18 protein-coding genes are annotated in these 15,431 nt (G+C 73.1%); 11 read left to right on the forward strand and 7 right to left on the reverse strand.

The window, feature by feature from the left end; translation table 11 throughout:
- Window positions 1–363: 363 nt before the first annotated feature.
- Window positions 364–633, reverse strand: a complete 270-nt coding sequence (locus BT341_RS23005; protein WP_072478249.1) for a hypothetical protein — start codon at window positions 631–633, stop codon at window positions 364–366.
- A gap of 147 nt (window positions 634–780) precedes the next feature.
- Between BT341_RS23005 and BT341_RS23010 the strand changes: the two genes are divergently transcribed.
- A complete protein-coding gene (locus BT341_RS23010; RefSeq protein WP_072478250.1) occupies window positions 781–2,220 on the forward strand; it encodes a hypothetical protein in 1,440 nt (479 codons plus the stop codon).
- Window positions 2,221–2,521: 301 nt separating this feature from the next.
- On the opposite strand, the gene BT341_RS23015 is transcribed toward BT341_RS23010, so the two are convergent.
- The 3 genes from BT341_RS23015 to BT341_RS23025 form a co-directional block, all read right to left on the reverse strand.
- The gene (locus BT341_RS23015; protein WP_072478251.1) at window positions 2,522–3,301 is read right to left on the reverse strand and encodes an SDR family NAD(P)-dependent oxidoreductase; all 780 of its coding nucleotides are present in this window, start codon (window positions 3,299–3,301) and stop codon (window positions 2,522–2,524) included.
- Window positions 3,298–4,155, reverse strand: a complete 858-nt coding sequence (locus tag BT341_RS23020) for a helix-turn-helix domain-containing protein (protein WP_072478252.1) — start codon at window positions 4,153–4,155, stop codon at window positions 3,298–3,300. The genes BT341_RS23015 and BT341_RS23020 overlap by 4 nt, the downstream gene beginning before the upstream one ends.
- A gap of 97 nt (window positions 4,156–4,252) precedes the next feature.
- Window positions 4,253–5,161, reverse strand: coding sequence for an SDR family NAD(P)-dependent oxidoreductase (locus BT341_RS23025; RefSeq protein ID WP_072478253.1), 909 nt, complete (start codon window positions 5,159–5,161; stop codon window positions 4,253–4,255).
- Between the two features lie 128 nt (window positions 5,162–5,289).
- Here BT341_RS23025 and BT341_RS23030 point away from each other — a divergent pair, with 128 nt between their 5' ends.
- Entirely contained in the window at window positions 5,290–5,961 is a 672-nt protein-coding gene (locus BT341_RS23030; protein ID WP_072478254.1) for a TetR/AcrR family transcriptional regulator, read from the forward strand.
- 21 nt (window positions 5,962–5,982) lie between these two features.
- Here BT341_RS23030 and BT341_RS23035 read toward each other — a convergent pair whose 3' ends face one another.
- Window positions 5,983–6,567 carry a cadmium resistance transporter gene (locus tag BT341_RS23035; RefSeq protein WP_072478255.1) on the reverse strand — a complete coding sequence of 195 codons (585 nt, stop codon included), beginning with the start codon at window positions 6,565–6,567 and terminating at the stop codon, window positions 5,983–5,985.
- Window positions 6,568–6,813: 246 nt separating this feature from the next.
- On the opposite strand from BT341_RS23035, the gene BT341_RS23040 reads away from it, so the two are divergent.
- From BT341_RS23040 to BT341_RS23050, 3 genes are read left to right on the forward strand one after another with little or no spacing between them, the layout of a single operon-like run.
- Complete coding sequence (locus BT341_RS23040; RefSeq protein ID WP_072478256.1) at window positions 6,814–6,969, forward strand: ribbon-helix-helix protein, CopG family; 156 nt, start codon at window positions 6,814–6,816, stop codon at window positions 6,967–6,969.
- Window positions 6,969–7,316 (forward strand): VOC family protein, encoded by a 348-nt coding sequence (locus BT341_RS44440; protein WP_072478257.1) that lies wholly within the window; start codon window positions 6,969–6,971, stop codon window positions 7,314–7,316. The genes BT341_RS23040 and BT341_RS44440 overlap by 1 nt, the downstream gene beginning before the upstream one ends.
- Entirely contained in the window at window positions 7,313–8,554 is a 1,242-nt protein-coding gene (locus tag BT341_RS23050; protein ID WP_072478258.1) for an MFS transporter, read from the forward strand. Before BT341_RS44440 ends, BT341_RS23050 begins: the two co-directional genes overlap by 4 nt.
- Here BT341_RS23050 and BT341_RS23055 read toward each other — a convergent pair.
- The gene (locus BT341_RS23055) at window positions 8,541–9,638 is read right to left on the reverse strand and encodes a YeiH family protein (RefSeq protein WP_072478259.1); all 1,098 of its coding nucleotides are present in this window, start codon (window positions 9,636–9,638) and stop codon (window positions 8,541–8,543) included. The two genes, BT341_RS23050 and BT341_RS23055, sit on opposite strands and share 14 nt — an antisense overlap.
- A 324-nt stretch (window positions 9,639–9,962) precedes the next feature.
- On the opposite strand from BT341_RS23055, the gene BT341_RS23060 reads away from it, so the two are divergent.
- Genes BT341_RS23060 through BT341_RS23075 form a run of 4 tightly spaced genes read left to right on the forward strand, consistent with a single transcriptional unit; the run spans window position 9,963 to window position 13,076 of the window.
- The gene (locus tag BT341_RS23060; RefSeq protein ID WP_072478260.1) at window positions 9,963–10,448 is read left to right on the forward strand and encodes a GNAT family N-acetyltransferase; all 486 of its coding nucleotides are present in this window, start codon (window positions 9,963–9,965) and stop codon (window positions 10,446–10,448) included.
- Window positions 10,445–11,368, forward strand: a complete 924-nt coding sequence (locus tag BT341_RS23065; protein WP_072478261.1) for an amino acid ABC transporter permease — start codon at window positions 10,445–10,447, stop codon at window positions 11,366–11,368. Before BT341_RS23060 ends, BT341_RS23065 begins: the two co-directional genes overlap by 4 nt.
- Entirely contained in the window at window positions 11,365–12,129 is a 765-nt protein-coding gene (locus BT341_RS23070) for an amino acid ABC transporter ATP-binding protein (RefSeq protein WP_072478262.1), read from the forward strand. The genes BT341_RS23065 and BT341_RS23070 overlap by 4 nt, the downstream gene beginning before the upstream one ends.
- Window positions 12,130–12,137: 8 nt before the next feature.
- A complete protein-coding gene (locus BT341_RS23075; RefSeq protein ID WP_084742974.1) occupies window positions 12,138–13,076 on the forward strand; it encodes an ABC transporter substrate-binding protein in 939 nt (312 codons plus the stop codon).
- 108 nt (window positions 13,077–13,184) lie between these two features.
- Here the strand turns inward: BT341_RS23075 and BT341_RS23080 are convergent, their stop codons facing one another.
- A complete protein-coding gene (locus BT341_RS23080; RefSeq protein WP_072478264.1) occupies window positions 13,185–14,120 on the reverse strand; it encodes a GlxA family transcriptional regulator in 936 nt (311 codons plus the stop codon).
- 71 nt (window positions 14,121–14,191) lie between these two features.
- Here BT341_RS23080 and BT341_RS23085 point away from each other — a divergent pair, with 71 nt between their 5' ends.
- Complete coding sequence (locus BT341_RS23085) at window positions 14,192–14,527, forward strand: cupin domain-containing protein (RefSeq protein ID WP_072482135.1); 336 nt, start codon at window positions 14,192–14,194, stop codon at window positions 14,525–14,527.
- Window positions 14,528–14,568: 41 nt separating this feature from the next.
- Window positions 14,569–15,393 (forward strand): hypothetical protein, encoded by an 825-nt coding sequence (locus BT341_RS23090; RefSeq protein WP_072482136.1) that lies wholly within the window; start codon window positions 14,569–14,571, stop codon window positions 15,391–15,393.
- Window positions 15,394–15,431: the final 38 nt, after the last annotated feature.

Below are 15,431 nucleotides of genomic sequence, written 5' to 3' on the forward strand. Positions count from 1 at the left end.
GAAACATCGGCTTCCCGGCCCGCGACCGAGGCGTCACGGTCTTTCACCGGTGCTGGCCTGCATGGCTGGTCACGCCTCGTGGTGCGGGAACCGCGGGCACCGAGCGCAGGTGCCGGGCGGCGTGGGCCAGGTAGCGCCGGATCGGCCGCGCTCTCCCGGGATGGGCGGCGGCAGACGCTCCGCGCCCCGTCGCCGGATCAGCCGCGCTGTCCCGAGGTGCCCCGCGCCAGACGCCCCGCGCGCGACCGCTGGATCGGCCGCGTCCTCCGAGATGGCGGGCGCCAGACGCCCCGCGCGCGACCGCTGGATCGGCCGCGTCCTCCGAGATGGCCGGCGCCAGACGCCCCGCGCCCAGTCGCCGGATCAGCCGCGCTCCTCCTCCACGTGCAGCGCTTCCTGCTCCGGCCCCGCGGCCGACTCGTCGCGCGCCGCCGCGCCGACCGCGTCCGGCTCTGTGTCCCGGGGTGGCCCATCGCCTTCCACCGGCTCCAGCTGGACCGCTGCCCGCTCCGCCGACTCCGCGTCCGGGTTCTCGCGCGACCACGCCGGCGAGTCCAGGCCGTCCGGCTCCGGTTCGCCGTCCAGCTCCAGCCGTTCCTGCTGCTCCGAGCGGGCGAAATCCTCTTCGGACATTCGGCCTCCACCTCCGGTCGGTTCCCTTCGTGGCCGCATGGTTACCCCGGCGATGTGCGCCCACACTTCCCGGCTGGTGGTTGCAACGTGGCATGCCACGTTGCAAACTGAGGTGCTCCCGTCCCCACCCCCCTCCGGAGGTCAAAGGTGACCGACTTCGATCGACGTGACGTGCTGCGTGCCCTCACCGCGCTGGGGGTGACCGGCGTGACCGCGAGCCTGCTCGGCGGGACCGCCGAAGCCGCCGCCCCGAGCCCGCTGGACCTGAAGTTCACCGTCAAGGAGCAGTTCCGGCCGTTCGACCTCATCGCGCCGAACTTCGTCCAGGTCGACACCGCGGCCGGGCCGGGCTCGCTCGTCGAAACCGGCGTCCGGCCGAAGGCGCCCTACGGGACCGTGACCGCCGAGGTGCGCGGGGCGGGCGCGCACGTCGTCGCCGGGCTGGCCGGTGGCGGCGTTTCCGTGCTCGGCACCTACGACGCCGCCGCGGGGCAGGCGGGCATCGAGATCACCACCGCCGCCGGCACCGCCGTCGTCAAGACCGTGGCGGCGAACCTGCCCTCGTCGTTCGGGTTCGCCGTGGTGGTCAACGAAAACGCGGTCACCGTGCTCGCCGACACCGGATCGGGCTGGCGGCCGCTGCTGACCGAGCGCGACCGGGTCCGGGCGCGGATCGACCTGCGCGATCCCGCGGTGCTGGGCAAGCTCGGCTACGCCTACGGCAGCCGCGGGACGGCTCGGCTGGGCCGGGTCCGGGCCGGGTACTTCGGGCAGGCCGGCGTCCGCGATCCGCACGTCGTGCAGTACGCCGACGGCCGGCCCTACATCCGTCACGGCAAGCTCTACCTGACGATGACCAACGCCGGGCTCGGGTTCTTCCAGCAGGCGCACTGGGCGGTGTGGACGCTCGACCTCGCCGACCCGACGAAGCTCGAGCAGGTCGCGACGCTGTTCTTCGCGCGCGACGGCGTCGTGCTCGGCGACCACGCCGGCCAGATCGTCCGCGACGGCGACCGGTTCATCCTGCTGATGAGCTCCTGGGGCGACTTCGCGTTCAACGGCGTCCACGTGCGCCACACCGTCACCCACGCCGACGTCCTTTCCGGCGTGCACGTGCTGCCCACCGAGCAGCTCCCGCTGCCCACGGCCGTCAGCTCGTGGGACCCGGCGCTGACGAAGATCGACGGCCGCTGGCACATCGCGTTCGTCGAAAGCCCGGCCCAGCAACCGGCTTTCGTGTTCCACCCCGCGCTGGCCGCCGCCCCGCGCGGTGCCGACTACGACCAGGGCCTGACGCTGCTCGGCGCCGACACGTCCGTCAAGCAGACCGAAGGCACGATCCTGCAGCAGGTCGGCGGCCGGTGGTACCTGTTCGCCAGCGACGGCGACGCCCGCGAGTATCCGGTGTACGACCTGCGGCTGCGCAAGCTGGGCACGCTCAACGCGCCGTACGGCACCAACATCCCGCACCCGATGCTCGTCCGCGTCGGCGGCCGCTGGTGGCTGCCGACGTTCAACGGCACCCAGTACGCCGAAGACGTCCTGGGCTACGGCGGGCACGGCGACTTCATCCTCATGCAGGCCTGAACCCCCGCGCGCGCCCGGCCGTCGCCGGGCGCGCGCGGACGGCGGGCCGGGAAGCGCTCGGCTGGGCCGCCGTCCGCGCCGCCCGTGACCGCACGCCCAGCGCGCCCGGGCACGAGCGGTCCGGCGTGGTCGCCGGACTCGGCCACGGCACCACCGGCCAGACCGTGCTGATCCACGGCGCGGCCGGCGGACCTCGCCCACCGGGGGCGGTTGAAGCCCCTCGCCGAGGCCGCCGACGCCTTCGCCCGCCGCCGGGAAGGCCGGGGAAACACGATCATCCGGGTCGGCTGAGGAGACCTGGTCAGGCCGTCCGGTAGCGCGAGGCGAGTTCGGGGCTCTGCCCGCCGAACGCGGCCAGCTCCGCCTCGAAGACGGTCTCGAGGAGGCTCGCGTCCTCCACGCCCGGCGCGCAGACGACCTCGCCCAGCTCCAGCCCGCGCAGCGACGCGGTGACGACGTCGGCCGCGCTCATGCGCGGGACCGAGCTCAGGTCCATTCCCTGGCGCTCGTGGAACTCGGTGGCGACCACGCCCGGGCACACGACCTGCACTCCGACGCCGGTGCCTTCGAGTTCCGCGCTGAGCGTCTGGGACAGCGTGACCAGGTGGGCGAGGGTGCCGGCGTACACCGCGCGGCGGGGCATCTGGCTGTGCGGTGCCGGCCCGCTGAAGGCGATCATGCCGGCGACGTTGACGATGGCGCCCCGCCCACGCTCCCGCATGCCGCCCACGGCGGCGCGGGCGAGCAGCGTGGGCGCGAGCACCTTCACCTTGACCAGTTCCCGGGCCTTGTCGGCGGGCAAGTCGGCCAACGGCATGTAGTGCGCCACGCCGGCGTTGTTGACCAGCAGGTCGAGAGGTTCGCTTGCCGCGATCTCCGCGACCGCGTCGATGCCTTCGTCGCGGGAAAGGTCGGCCGCCACGGTGCGGACCGCGACGCCGGGGTGGGCGGCGGCGAACTCGTCCAGCCGCTCCTGCCGCCGTCCGACGAGCACGAGGTCGTGGCCGTCGGCGGCCAGGCGTTCAGCGAACGCGCGGCCGATGCCGGAGGTCGCGCCGGTGACGAGGGCGAGCTTGCTCATACGTGGTGTTCCTTCGGTGCGGGGGCCGGAGCCGGGGCCAGCGCGGCGGACCCGAGGAGGGCCAGCTTGTCCGCGGCGTCCGTGCCGGGGTCGGGGTGGTAGACGGCGAGCACGAGGCCCGGTGCCTCGCTGACGAGCAGCTTTTCCCGGTTCAGGACCAGTTCGCCGACCACCGGGTGGGCGAACCGGACCGTCGCGCCGCGCCGGTTCTCGACGTCGTGGCGCGCCCACAGCTCGCGGAAACGGGGACTGGCCAGCGAAAGCTCGCCGACGAGCTCGATGAACCGGGGATCGTCGATCTCGGTGCCCACGGACTGGCGGAAGCCGGCGACCAAGGCCCGTGTCGCGCTTTCCCAGTCCGGGAAGAGCGCTTTCTCGGCCGGGTCGAGGAAGACGTCCCGCAGCCGGTTGGCGCCCACGACCAGGCGCGGGGAAAGCGCCGCGGCGAGCGGGTTGGCCGCGAGGACGTCGAGGTAGCGGTCCTCGACGAAGGCGGGCAGCGTGAGCGCCGCGACGAACTTGACGATGTTCGGCGGGACGGTTTCCTTGCGGCTCCGCCGCCGTCGGCGGCGCGGCGGGGGATCGGTGAGGCTGATCAGGTACGCCGTGGCGTCCTCGTCCAGCTGCAGCACGCGGGCGAGTGCCTCGATGACCTGGCGGGACGGGTTGCGGTCACGGCCCTGCTCCAGGCGCAGGTAGTAGTCGGCGCTGATGCCGGCCAGCATCGCGACCTCTTCCCGGCGCAGGCCCGGCACCCGCCGCACCCCGTCCGCCGGGATGCCCGCCCGTTCGGGGGTGAGCAGCTCCCGGCGGGCGCGGAGGAGATCGCCCAGGAGGTTCGGTTCGTCGGTCACGTTTTCACGGTAGCCCGCGGTTCCCGCCCGTGCCTGGCCCTGTCACTCCCAGGGACGCGGTGTCCGAAGTGGACTCCGCGGTGGCTGCTGTGGACGGTCAGCCGACGGGGAACTTGACCCCGGTCAGCTCCTCCGAGACCGTCCACAGGCGTCGCTGGACCGCCAGGTCGTAGGACCGCGGGCTGGACGCGACCACCTGCGGGCGCCCGCGGTAGCCGCCCGGGCCGTCCGGGCCGTAGTACTGGCCGCCGAGGGCGGCCGGGTCGGTCGCGGCACGCAGGATCGGCAGCGCGCCCCGCTCCGAGCTCTGGGTGAACAGCGGCGCGACCGCCGGGAACAGCGCGCGGGCGATCGCGGGGGAGTTGCGCATCAGCTCCGTGCGGGCCACCCCGGGATGAGCGGCGAGCGACGCCGTCGTGCCGTGCGAGGCGAGGCGGCGCTGCAGCTCGTAGTGGAACATCAGGTTGGCCAGCTTGGCCTGCCCGTACGCGGCGACGCGGTCGTAGGAGTTCTCCCACTGCAGGTCGTCGAAGTGGATCGCGGCGCGGATGCGGTGGGCGATGCTGGCGACCGTCACCACGCGGGAGCCCGCGACCGGCAGCAGCAGGTCCAGCAGGAGCCCGGTGAGGGCGAAGTGCCCGAGGTGGTTCGTGCCGAACTGCAGCTCGAACCCGTCCCGGGTGGTCTGCCGCGGCGGGTACATCACGCCGGCGTTGTTGATCAGCAGGTCGATCTTCGGCAGCGTGGCGTGCAGGTCGGCCGCGGCGGCGCGGACGGACTCGAGCGAGGCCAGGTCCAGCTCCTGCACGGTGACGTCGGCACCCGCGCCGAACCGGGCGGCCGCCTGCTTGCCCTTCTCGACGTCGCGGACGGCGAGCACGACCTTCGCCCCGCGCTGGGTCAGCACTTTCGCCGTGTCGAAGCCGAGGCCGGTGTTGGCGCCGGTGATGACGGCGACGCGGCCCTGCTGGCTGGGGACGTCGCGTTCGGTCCAGTTCCTGCTCATGGTGATCCCTCCGTGCCGGCTCGTTGCGGACCGGCGGTCTGTTACGTCTCCGACGCTAAGGAACCGTCGGTCTGTTGTCAAGAGACCGCCGGTCTTCAAGGTGCCGGAAAGGCGATACGCTGGGTGGCATGACGTTCCAGCGGGCGCGCAGCGCGGAGCAGCGGGAGGAGCGGCGCCGGACGATCCTCGACACGGCGCTGGCCATGCTCGCCGAAATGCCGGTGGCCGAGGTGAGCCTCAACGAGCTCAGCAGGCGGGTCGGGCTGGCCAAGTCGAACGTGCTGCGCTATTTCGAATCCCGCGAAGCGGTCCTGCTCGAACTGCTCGACCGGGCACTGCGGGACTGGCTGACCGAGCTGGCGGGCGAGCTGGCCGCGGGCGTCGACCCGGGCCTGCCGCCGGCGGAGCGCGGCGAGGTGTTCGCGGCGGTGGTCGCCCGCTCGCTGGCCCGCCGCACGGTGCTGTGCGACCTGATCGGCGCGCAGGCCGGCGTGCTGGAGCACAACGTGTCCGTGGACGTGGTCGTGCGCTTCAAGCGCTCGGCTCTGGCCGGGCTCGACACGATGGCCGAGCTGATGCGCCGTTACCTGCCGGAGGTCGGGGACGAAGCGAAGCCGGTGTGCCTGCTGGCGATGATCCTGACGGGCGGGCTGTGGACGCACTGCCGTCCGTCGGCGAGCGCGCTGGCCGCCTACGAGGCGGACCCGGCGCTGACGGCGCTCCGCCTGGACCTGGCACCCGCGCTGGAGCACGGCCTGGCGGTGCTCATCGCGGGCGCGATGGCGCGGACCGCCGGCTGATCCGTTGTGGACGCCCGCGCGTCACGGGCCGTCGAGGAGGATGAGCACGCCGATGCCGATCAGGACGAGCGGCAACAGGAAGTGTCCCCGCCGCGACAGCGCCTTCGCGATCGCCGGGCGGGTGGCGAAGAACCGGCCCGCGGCGAGCCACCCGGCGACCAGGACCAGGAACACGGCCAGGTAGCCGGTCATGCCGCCGACGCCGGCGGTGGCGAAGACCGGTACGTAGACGCCGATGTTGTCCCCGCCGTCGGCCAAGGTGACGGCGGCGACTTCGAGGACGCCGGGACCACCGCCGCGGCCGGCCTTGCCGTCGCCGGGATCGTGCCGGTGCCGCCAGGCCCGCACGGCGGCCCGGACGCCCAGCGCCACCGGCAGCAGCCCGAGGTACGGGAGGACGCGCGCGGGCAGGAGAGCGGCACCGGACGCGGCGGCGGCCGCCACCGCCAGGATCGCCGTGAAGCCGGCGTACTGGCCGATCGCGACCCTGCGGGCGGACCCGGGGTGGCCGGCTCCTTGCGCGAAGAACAGCGCCAGGACCACGAGGTCGTCGACGTTGGTGACGGCGAACAGCCCGGCCGCCCGGCCGATGACGCCGAAGTCCATGCCCGGCACGGTACCCGGAGCGGGCGGGCCGCTCGGTCCCGTCCGGCCGCGCCTCGGCGAACCGGGGACGCGTCGGCGTGCGGGGCGTAAGGCGGTCCACGCGGTCGATGTCCCAGCCGGCCAGGTACCAGCGCCGTCCCGTGTGGCCACTTCGCCGCGATCGAGGCGCCGGACCGCGCGTCGGCGACGTCCGGGCGTCTTCGGGAAGCCGCGGTGGCGGGCATGCTCATTTGCTAGCATGCGGGCATGCCTTCGACCGCGAAGCGGCAGTTCAGCGTCTACCTGCCTGCCGACCTCATCAGGCGGGTGAAGCACGCGTCGGTCGACGCCGATGAGTCGCTGTCGGCGTTCGTGGAGCGCGTGCTCGAGGACTACCTGCGACGAAGCGAGGAACGCCCGTGATGCGTGTGATGCCGATCCGCTACACCGCCGACGTCGAAGCCTTGACGCGGTTCTACCGGGTGCTCGGCCTCGAGGCAGGCCCGGTGTCACGCCCCGGCGGGTGGGCCGAGCTGCCCGCCGCGGGCGGGATGCTCGCCGTCCACCGGTCCGGCGGAGCCGACGTGGGCCGGTGCGAGCTGGCCTTCGAAACCGGGGAACCGCTCGACGCCGTCGCCGCGCGGCTGCGGGCGGCCGGGTTCGAACCGGGGCCGGTGATCGACGAGGGGTACGGCAGCTCGCTGCGGGTCCAGGACCCCGACGGCGTCTGGGTGCAGGTCAACGTGTACGAGCGAGAGCTGTACACGTGAGCGCGCCGGCGCGGCGGCCGGGCTCGCTGCTGCTGGCGGCCGGCGTCGTCGCGGTGGAGTTCGCGGCGGCCGTGACCAGCTTCGTCGCGTCCACGCTGCTGCCGGTGATCGCCGGCGACCTCGGCGCCCGGGACCGGCTGGGGCTGCTGATCGCCGGTTCGACGCTGGGGCTGTTCGTCGCGCTGCCGCTGGCGAGCCGGGTGCTCGCCGGGCTGGGCACGCGCGGCACGCTGGCCGCCGGGACGCTCGCCTACGCCGGCGGGCTCGCCGTGGCGGCCACCGCGCGGACGGCGTGGGTGTTCGCGCTGGGCCAGCTGTCCACCGGGCTCGCGAGCGGGCTGCTGGCGGTGTTCGGGATCGGCTCGGCGATCCGGCACCTCGACGAGCGGCTGCGCCGCCGGGTGGTCGCGGCGTCGTCGGCGATGTGGATCCTGCCCGCACTGGCCGGTCCCGCGGCGACGCTCGGCCTGGCCCACCTCGCCGGGTGGCGCTGGACGCTGCTCGCGCCGGTACCGTTCGTCCTCTTCGGACGGTTGCTCGTCGTGCGCGCCGCCGGCGACGAGCCGGAGGCGCCGCCGCGGCCGCTGGGCCGGACGCTGCTGGTGCCGCTCGGCGCGGCGGGGGTGGTCCTCAGCGAGGGATGGTGGCCGCTCGCGGTCCTCGGCGCGGTCGTCGCCGGTGCCGGGACGATGGCGATCCTGCCCGCGGGCACCGCGTGCCTGCGCCGGGGCACGCCGGCGGCACTCGCGGCCATGGTGTTGTTCGCCGTCGGCTACTTCGGCGCGGACAGCCTCGTGACCGTGCTGCTGACCGCCGGGTACGGCGTGAGCCTCGGCCAGGCCGCGATCGTCCTGAGCGCCGCGCCGCTGGGCTGGGCGCTCACGAGCCTGGCGGTCGCCCGGTCCCCGCGCCGCTTTTCGGCGGCCGGGCTCGCCTTGACCGCGGCGGGGACGGCGGTCCTGGCCTTCGGCGGCTCGTTCGGCGTGGCGCTGGCCGCGTGGGCGGTGGCCGGGATCGGCGTCGGTCTCGCCTATCCCGGCCTGTACGTCCGCGCGACGACCACGGGCCCGGCCTACAGCGCCACCGAGCTGGCCACCGCGGTCATCACGGCCGAGTGCGTCGGGCAGCTGCTGGGCCGCGCGCTCGGTGGCGCGCTGAGCTCGGCCGGCGGCCTGTTCGCCGCCTACGGCGTGTTCGCGGTCGCGCTGGCCGCCGCCGCGCTGGTCAGCCGAAGGTGAACCACCGCGACGTCAGCAGCACCAGGCCGAGGGAGCACGCCGCCACCACGACCAGGCCCAGCGCCGCGACGACGAGGGGCCGGAACCCGCTGCGCGCCATCTGCCGCAGGTCGAAGTTCAGGCCGACGCCGGCGAAGCACAGCAGGAACGCCCACTTGGACAGGTTGCCGAGGCCGGTGACCTCGGCCTTCGTGAACACGTGCGCGGTGGCCAGCGCGGACACGGCGATGAAGCCGAGCACGAACTTCGGGAACGTGCGCCAGACGAAGACGGCCCGCTCTTTCGGTCCATTCGCGACCGACTTGCCGCCGCGGGTCGACCAGTAGGCCGCGTAACCGAGGACGACCAGGCCGATCAGGGCGTTGCGGGTGCTCTTCACCGCGACGGCGACGTCCTGGGCGTGCGGGGAGTAGGCCGCGCCGGTCGCCGTCGTCTCCGCGGTGTTGTCGACGGCCAGGCCCGCCCACAGCCCGAACTGCGTGTCGGACAGGTGCAGGGCGTGCCCGATCAGCGGGAAGGTGAACAGGGCGACCGCGCCGAGCGCGAGGATCGCGGCGATGGCGTAGCCGGAGTCCTCGTCGTCGGCGTCGATCGAGCCGCGGCCGGCGATGATCGCCGAGACGCCGCAGACGGACGTGCCGATCGCCAGCAGCGAGGACAGCTTCCCGCCGAGCCCGGAAAGCTTGCCCACCAAGAGGATCGCCGTGGTCGCGACGGCCATGTCGACGAGGATCAGGCCGAGGCTCAGTCCGCCGAGCTTGGCCAGGTCGCCCAGCACGAACCGGGCGCCGAGCAGCACGATGCCGATCTTCAGCCAGAACTCGTAGGTGGCCACGCCCGGCCGGAACACCGCCGCGACGCCGAGCGTGTTGCGGATGAGCAACCCGAGGATGATCGCCCACAGCACGTACTCGACGTCGGGCAGCGCGGTGCCGGCCGCCTTGCCGATGGCGCGGATCCCGTTCTGCGCCAGCGTGCCCGCCACGCCGACCGCGGCGAGCAGCAGCAGGCCGGGAACGTGCCGCAGGACCGGGATCGCGGTGAGCCCGCCGCCACGGGCGGTCGTGCCGGCCGGCGCGGTCATTTGACGAGGAAGGGGATCGTCGGCAGCACACCGAAGGCGGCCAGCAGCACCACTGCGGCCGCGACGGCCACCGCGGCCCAGTCGGCGGTCAACCAGGGCTTGCTCATGCGGGTTCCTTCCGGCGCGGGAACGGGTGCGCAGAGTGGACCGCTGTCCGGGCCGTGGGCGCAACGGTTTCCAGGAACTGGGACGTGCCGCCGTCCAGGATCTGGAACCCGGCGGCCGCTCGTTGACCGGGCTCGGCCGGGCTTCCTAGAGTCGGCGGTGTCAGCGGAAAGCGCACGCGCTTTTCTTCCCCTGCTGTTTCGCAGAACAGGGACATCCATGCCCGAATCCGTCTGGGTCGCCCAGTCTGATCCGCGGGTCCGGCCATTGCTCGCCGACCTGGCCCGCGAATATTCGACGCGGTACCACCGTGTGCTCAACGACGTCCATTTCGAGCTGCGCGAATATCCCGCGGAGCGGTTCGCGCCGCCGGCGGGCGGCCTGCTGCTGCTCGTGCGGGACGGGCACGCCGTCGCCGGCGGGGCCTTCCAGCGCTACGACCCGGAAACCGCCGAACTCAAGCGGATCTGGACGCACCGCGCGCACCGCGGCCGCGGGCTCGCCCGGCGCGTGGTGGCCGAACTGGAGGCCGAAGCCGCCTCGCGCGGGTACACCCGTGTCTTCCTCACCACCGGCCCGAACCAGCCCGAGGCCCGCGGTCTCTACCTGGCCACCGGCTACACCCCGCACTTCGACGTCGCCGCCGTGCCGGCCACGCGGCTCGCGTTCTCGAAGGCGCTGCCCGCGGTGGTGGGCACGAGATGACCAGTGACCTCGGGACCCGGCCCGCGCCCGCGGCGGCACCGGAGGAGACGCTGAAGATCGTGCCCGCGCGGCACCCGCTGACCTGGGTGGCGGCGGCCGTCGTCGCCGTCCTCGTCGCGATGGCGGGCCACGCGCTGGTGACGAACAAGGCGTTCGACTGGCCGACGTTCGCGAAGTTCGTCTTCCAGAAATCGATCTTGGAAGCCATCGCGCTGACACTGGAACTGACGTTGTTCGGCGTCGTCGCCGGATTCCTGCTGGGCACCGTGCTGGCGTTGATGCGCATTTCCCGAAATCCGCTCCTGCGCGCGGTCAGCTGGACCTACACGTGGATCTTCCGGTCGGTGCCGCTCATTCTCCAGCTGCTTTTCTGGTACAACCTCGCGATCCTGTACAACGAGATTTCCTTCGGCGTCCCGTTCGGGCCGTCGTTCGTCTCGGTGGGGACGATGAGCCTGATCCCGCCGTTTCTCGCGGCCGGCCTCGGGCTGGCCCTGCACCAGGGCGCCTACGCCGCGGAGATCGTGCGCGCCGGGTTCCTCTCGGTGGACGCCGGGCAGCGCGAAGCCGCCGCGGCTCTGGGCATCCCGGCCGGGCGGCAGTTCCGCCGGATCGTGCTGCCGCAGGCGATGCGCACGATCGTGCCGACCGCCGCGAACGAGATCGTCGGGCTGCTGAAGGCGACGTCGCAGGTGTACGTGATGGCCCTGCCGGAGCTGTTCTACCAGGTCCAGGTGATCTACACGCGCAGCGGCCGGGTGATCCCGCTGCTGCTGGTGGCCACCGCCTGGTACCTGGCGCTGACCACCGTCCTGTCGGTCGCGCAGTACTACGTCGAGCGCCACTTCGGCCGCGGCACGCAGCGCACGCTGCCGCCGACGCCGCTGCAGCGCCTGCGCGCGGCCTGGAGGCGGGCATGACGGACTTCATGGTGGACGTCCGCGGCGTCCACAAGAGCTTCGGGGCGCTGACCGTCCTCGACGGCGTCGACCTGCGGGTGCGCCCGGGTGAAGTGACTGTCCTGCTGGGACCGTCCGGGTCCGGGAAGTCGACGCTGCTGCGGCTGATCAACCACCTCGAGCGCGCCGACCGCGGCTTCATCAGCGTCGGCGGCGAGCTGATGGGCTACCGCCGTGCCGGGGACCGCCTGTACGAGCTGAAGGAACGCGAGATCCTCAAGCAGCGCACGAAGATCGGGTTCGTGTTCCAGAACTTCAACCTGTTCGGTCACCTGACCGTGCTGGAGAACGTCGTCGAGGCGCCGGTGTCCGCGCAACGCCGTCCGCGGGCCGAAGCCGAGGCCAAGGCCCGCGAGCTGCTGGCCCGCGTCGGCCTCGAAGACAAGGCGGCCGAGTACCCGCGGCGGCTGTCCGGCGGCCAGCAGCAGCGGGTCGCGATCGCCCGGGCCCTGGCGCTCGAACCCGGGGTCCTGCTGTTCGACGAGCCGACGTCCGCCCTCGACCCCGAACTGGTCGGCGAAGTCCTGGAAGTGATCCGCGGCCTGGCGAAGGCGGGCACGACCATGGTCGTCGTAACCCACGAGCTGGGCTTCGCCCGCGAAGTCGCCGACACCGTCGTCTTCCTCGACGAAGGCCGCGTGGTCGAGCAGGGTCCGCCGGCCGAAGTGCTGGACCACCCCCGTCACGCCCGCACGCGTGCCTTCGTCGAGAAAGTCCTTTGAGGAGAATGATGAGACTGCGTACTTTGCTGCTCGCTTCGGTGTTCGCGCTCGCCGCGTGCGGCAGCCCCGAAGCGGCGACCACGGCCCCGGCGGACAAGCCGGGCGGCGTCAACATCACCGCGAACCAGAACCGCGTCCGGGCGCAGAAGGTGGACGCGGTCGCGGCGCTCGTCCCGGCCGGGATCCGGGCCCGCGGCACGCTGGTGGTCGGGACGACCGGCAACGGCACCCCGCCGCTGTCGTTCCGCGCGGACGACGACAAGACGGTGATCGGCGTCGAGCCCGACCTCGCGCAGCTGGTCGCGGACGTGCTGGGGCTGAAGCTGGACCTGCAGGCGTCGTCGTGGGAGAACCTGTTCCTGTCGGTGGAGAACCGGCAGTTCGACGCCGGGTTCTCGAACATCACGGTGACGGAGGAGCGCAAGGACAAGTACGACTTCGCGACCTACCGCAAGGACACGATCGCGTTCGAGGTGCGGAACGAGAAGAACATCACGGTGAAGGAGCCGAAGGACATCGCGGGGCTGACGATCGGCGTCGGCGCGGGCACCAACCAGGAGCAGATCCTGCTGCGCTGGGACCAGCAGAACAAGGCGGCGGGTCTGGCCCCGGTGAAGTTCCAGTACTACCAGGCGACTTCGGACTACTACCTGGCGCTGCAGTCGGGCCGCATCGACGCGTACGTGGGCCCGAACCCGACATCGGCGTACCACGTGGCGGTGGACGGCCGGACGAAGATCGTCGGAACGGTCTCGGGCGGCGGCACGATCCCGGCGGACATCGCGGCGATGACGAAGAAGGACGACGGCCTGGTGAAGGCCCTGCAGCAGGCCCTGGACACGGTGATCAAGAACGGCCAGTACGCCGAGGTGCTCAAGCGCTGGAACCTGGCGTCGGAGGCGCTGCCCGCCTCGGAGATCAACCCACAGGGCCTGCCGCGCAAGTGAAGTACAGGTGGCCTCGGCCCAGCGCGCTTCGCAGGTGGGGCCGATGCTGACTTCGCCGAGCCGGAGAACGGCCTGAGGTGCTCGTCGCGCAAGGGCACCGCAGGCCCGCTACCGAACCCGGAACGCGCGCCGGTAAGCGCCCGGCGTGGTACCGACCTGGGCGTGGAACCGGCGGCGCAGGTTGACCGCCGAAGCCAGGCCGACCCGGGTGGCGATCGCCTCCACCGGGAGGTCCGTGTCCTCCAGCAGGGTGCGGGCCTCCGCCACCCGGCGGGCCAGCAGCCACGCGCCCGGGCTCGTGCCCAGCTGCTCGGCGAACCGGCGGGCCAGCGTGCGCGGGGACACCCCTGCCCGCGCGGCCAGGTCGGCCACCGACAACGGTGTCCCGAGCCGGGCCGCGGCCCAGTCCAGGAGCCCGTCCAGTGCGTCCGGTGGCGGGGGCGGCGGGGCGAACTGCACCTGGCCGCCCTCCCGGTGGGGCGGCATCACCATGTGCCGCGCGACCAGCGCGGCGTGCGCGGCCCCGTGGTCCTTGCGCACCAGGTGCAGGCACAGGTCGATCCCCGCGCCCGCCCCGGCGCTCGTCGCGACGTCGCCGTGGTCCACATACAGCACGTCCGGCTCCACGCGCACCTTCGGGAACTCGCGCTGCAGCTGCTCCGCGCGTTGCCAGTGTGTCGTCGCCGAGCGGCCGTCGAGCAGTCCCGTGCGGGCCAGCGCGAACACCCCCGAACAGATGGTGACCAGCCGCGCGCCCCGGGCATGGGCCCGCAGCAGCGCGCGGCGGACGCGCGGGGGCAGCGGCGCCTCCACCGGCGCCCAGCCCGGGATGATCACGGTGTCCGCGGTGGCGAGCGCCGACAGCCCGCGGGAGACGGACATCGCGTACCCGGCCGTCGTCGGGACCGGGCCGGGCTGCTCCGCGCACACCTCGAACTCGTAGTACCGCGGCACGCCCGCTCGCGGCGTGCCGAACACCTCGGCCGCGCAGCCCAGCTCGAACGTCGACTGCACCGGCCGCACCAGCGCCACCACACGATGCATGGCAAGAAAGTACCCCAAGGTGTCGGATCGGACACTGGTCCACCCCGCCCCGGCCCGGCACCGTGGTGATCATGCATCCCGAAATCCTCGAACAGGAGGGCTACACCTCCGCCACCGTCCAGGAAGCGCCCGTCCGCGAGCTGTTCCCCGGCATCCGGCTGCGTCCACTGTGGACAGACAAGACCGGCGCGCACGCCAACGTCCTCGAGATGGACCCGGGCACGTCGTGGCCGCACCGGGACGTCCACGAACCGGGGCCGGAAGAGGTCTACGTCGTCGCGGGCACGTTCAACGACGGCGCGCGCGACTACCCGGCAGGCACGTTCCTGCACGCCCCGGCCGGGACGTGGCACGTGCCGTCCAGCGCCCCCGGGTGCACGCTGTTCCTCTTCTACCCGGAGGGCTGAGCGGGCTGGTGCGGGGCCGCCGGCTGCGGTACAACCGGAACGTGTCCGAGCGCGGCCGGCGCCCCGGCCAGCACGCGATCGTCGAGCGTGACGTGCTGGTGCGGTACCTCGACGCGTGGACGGCGAAGGCGGTCCGCTCCCACCGCGGCGGCACGTACGTCGAGTGCGGCGGCTTCGCGGCCGACGCGCTCCGGGTCTTCGGGGAGTTCGCCGACCGCCTCGACGGGCACCACCTCGAGCTGGTGATCGCCGGCTCGGCCGCGCCGGAAGGGGCGCCGGAGGGGCTGTCCGTGCGGGTGGTCGCCGAGCCTCGCGCGGCCGAGACCACCGGCCCGACGCTGGCGCACCTGGACGGCCCGGAAGCGTGGCCGCTGCTGGGGTTCTTCGCGTGCGGCGAGGGACACGAGGTGGTGGTCACCGCGCCCATGCCGGACGCGGACTACCGCGACGCGCTGGGCGCGGCGGCCTGTTCGACGGCGGTCGAGCTGGTCGGCGACGACGGAAAGGCGCGCCTGCTGGCCTTCGCCACGGCGGACAGCAGGCACCTCGCGATGTTCAAGAGCGAGCTGTGGGCGGTGGACGAGTTCGCGGGAATCCGCTACCGCGACCCACGCGACCCGGAGGGCGCACTGGTCGACATCTCGCTGACCCCGCAGCTGCTGCCGCTGCGCCGGGCCCTGCTGGGCGAACTGCGCCGGTCGGGCCCGCGGACGGTCGCGGAGCTGCAGCGGTTCACGCTGCTGGAGACGATCTACCGCCCGGAGGACGCGATCGGCGCGGTGACGTCGGCGGTCGCGGCCGGCGACGTCACGCGCGAGCCGGAGAAAGGCCGGCTGGCTTCGCGGACCGTGGTCGGGCTTGCGTAGCGGGCCGGTGCTCCGCCGTTGCGTCCGGTGGGGTCGCG

The sequence above is a fragment of the Amycolatopsis australiensis genome (assembly GCF_900119165.1).
GTDB classification, from domain to species: Bacteria; Actinomycetota; Actinomycetes; order Mycobacteriales; family Pseudonocardiaceae; genus Amycolatopsis; species Amycolatopsis australiensis.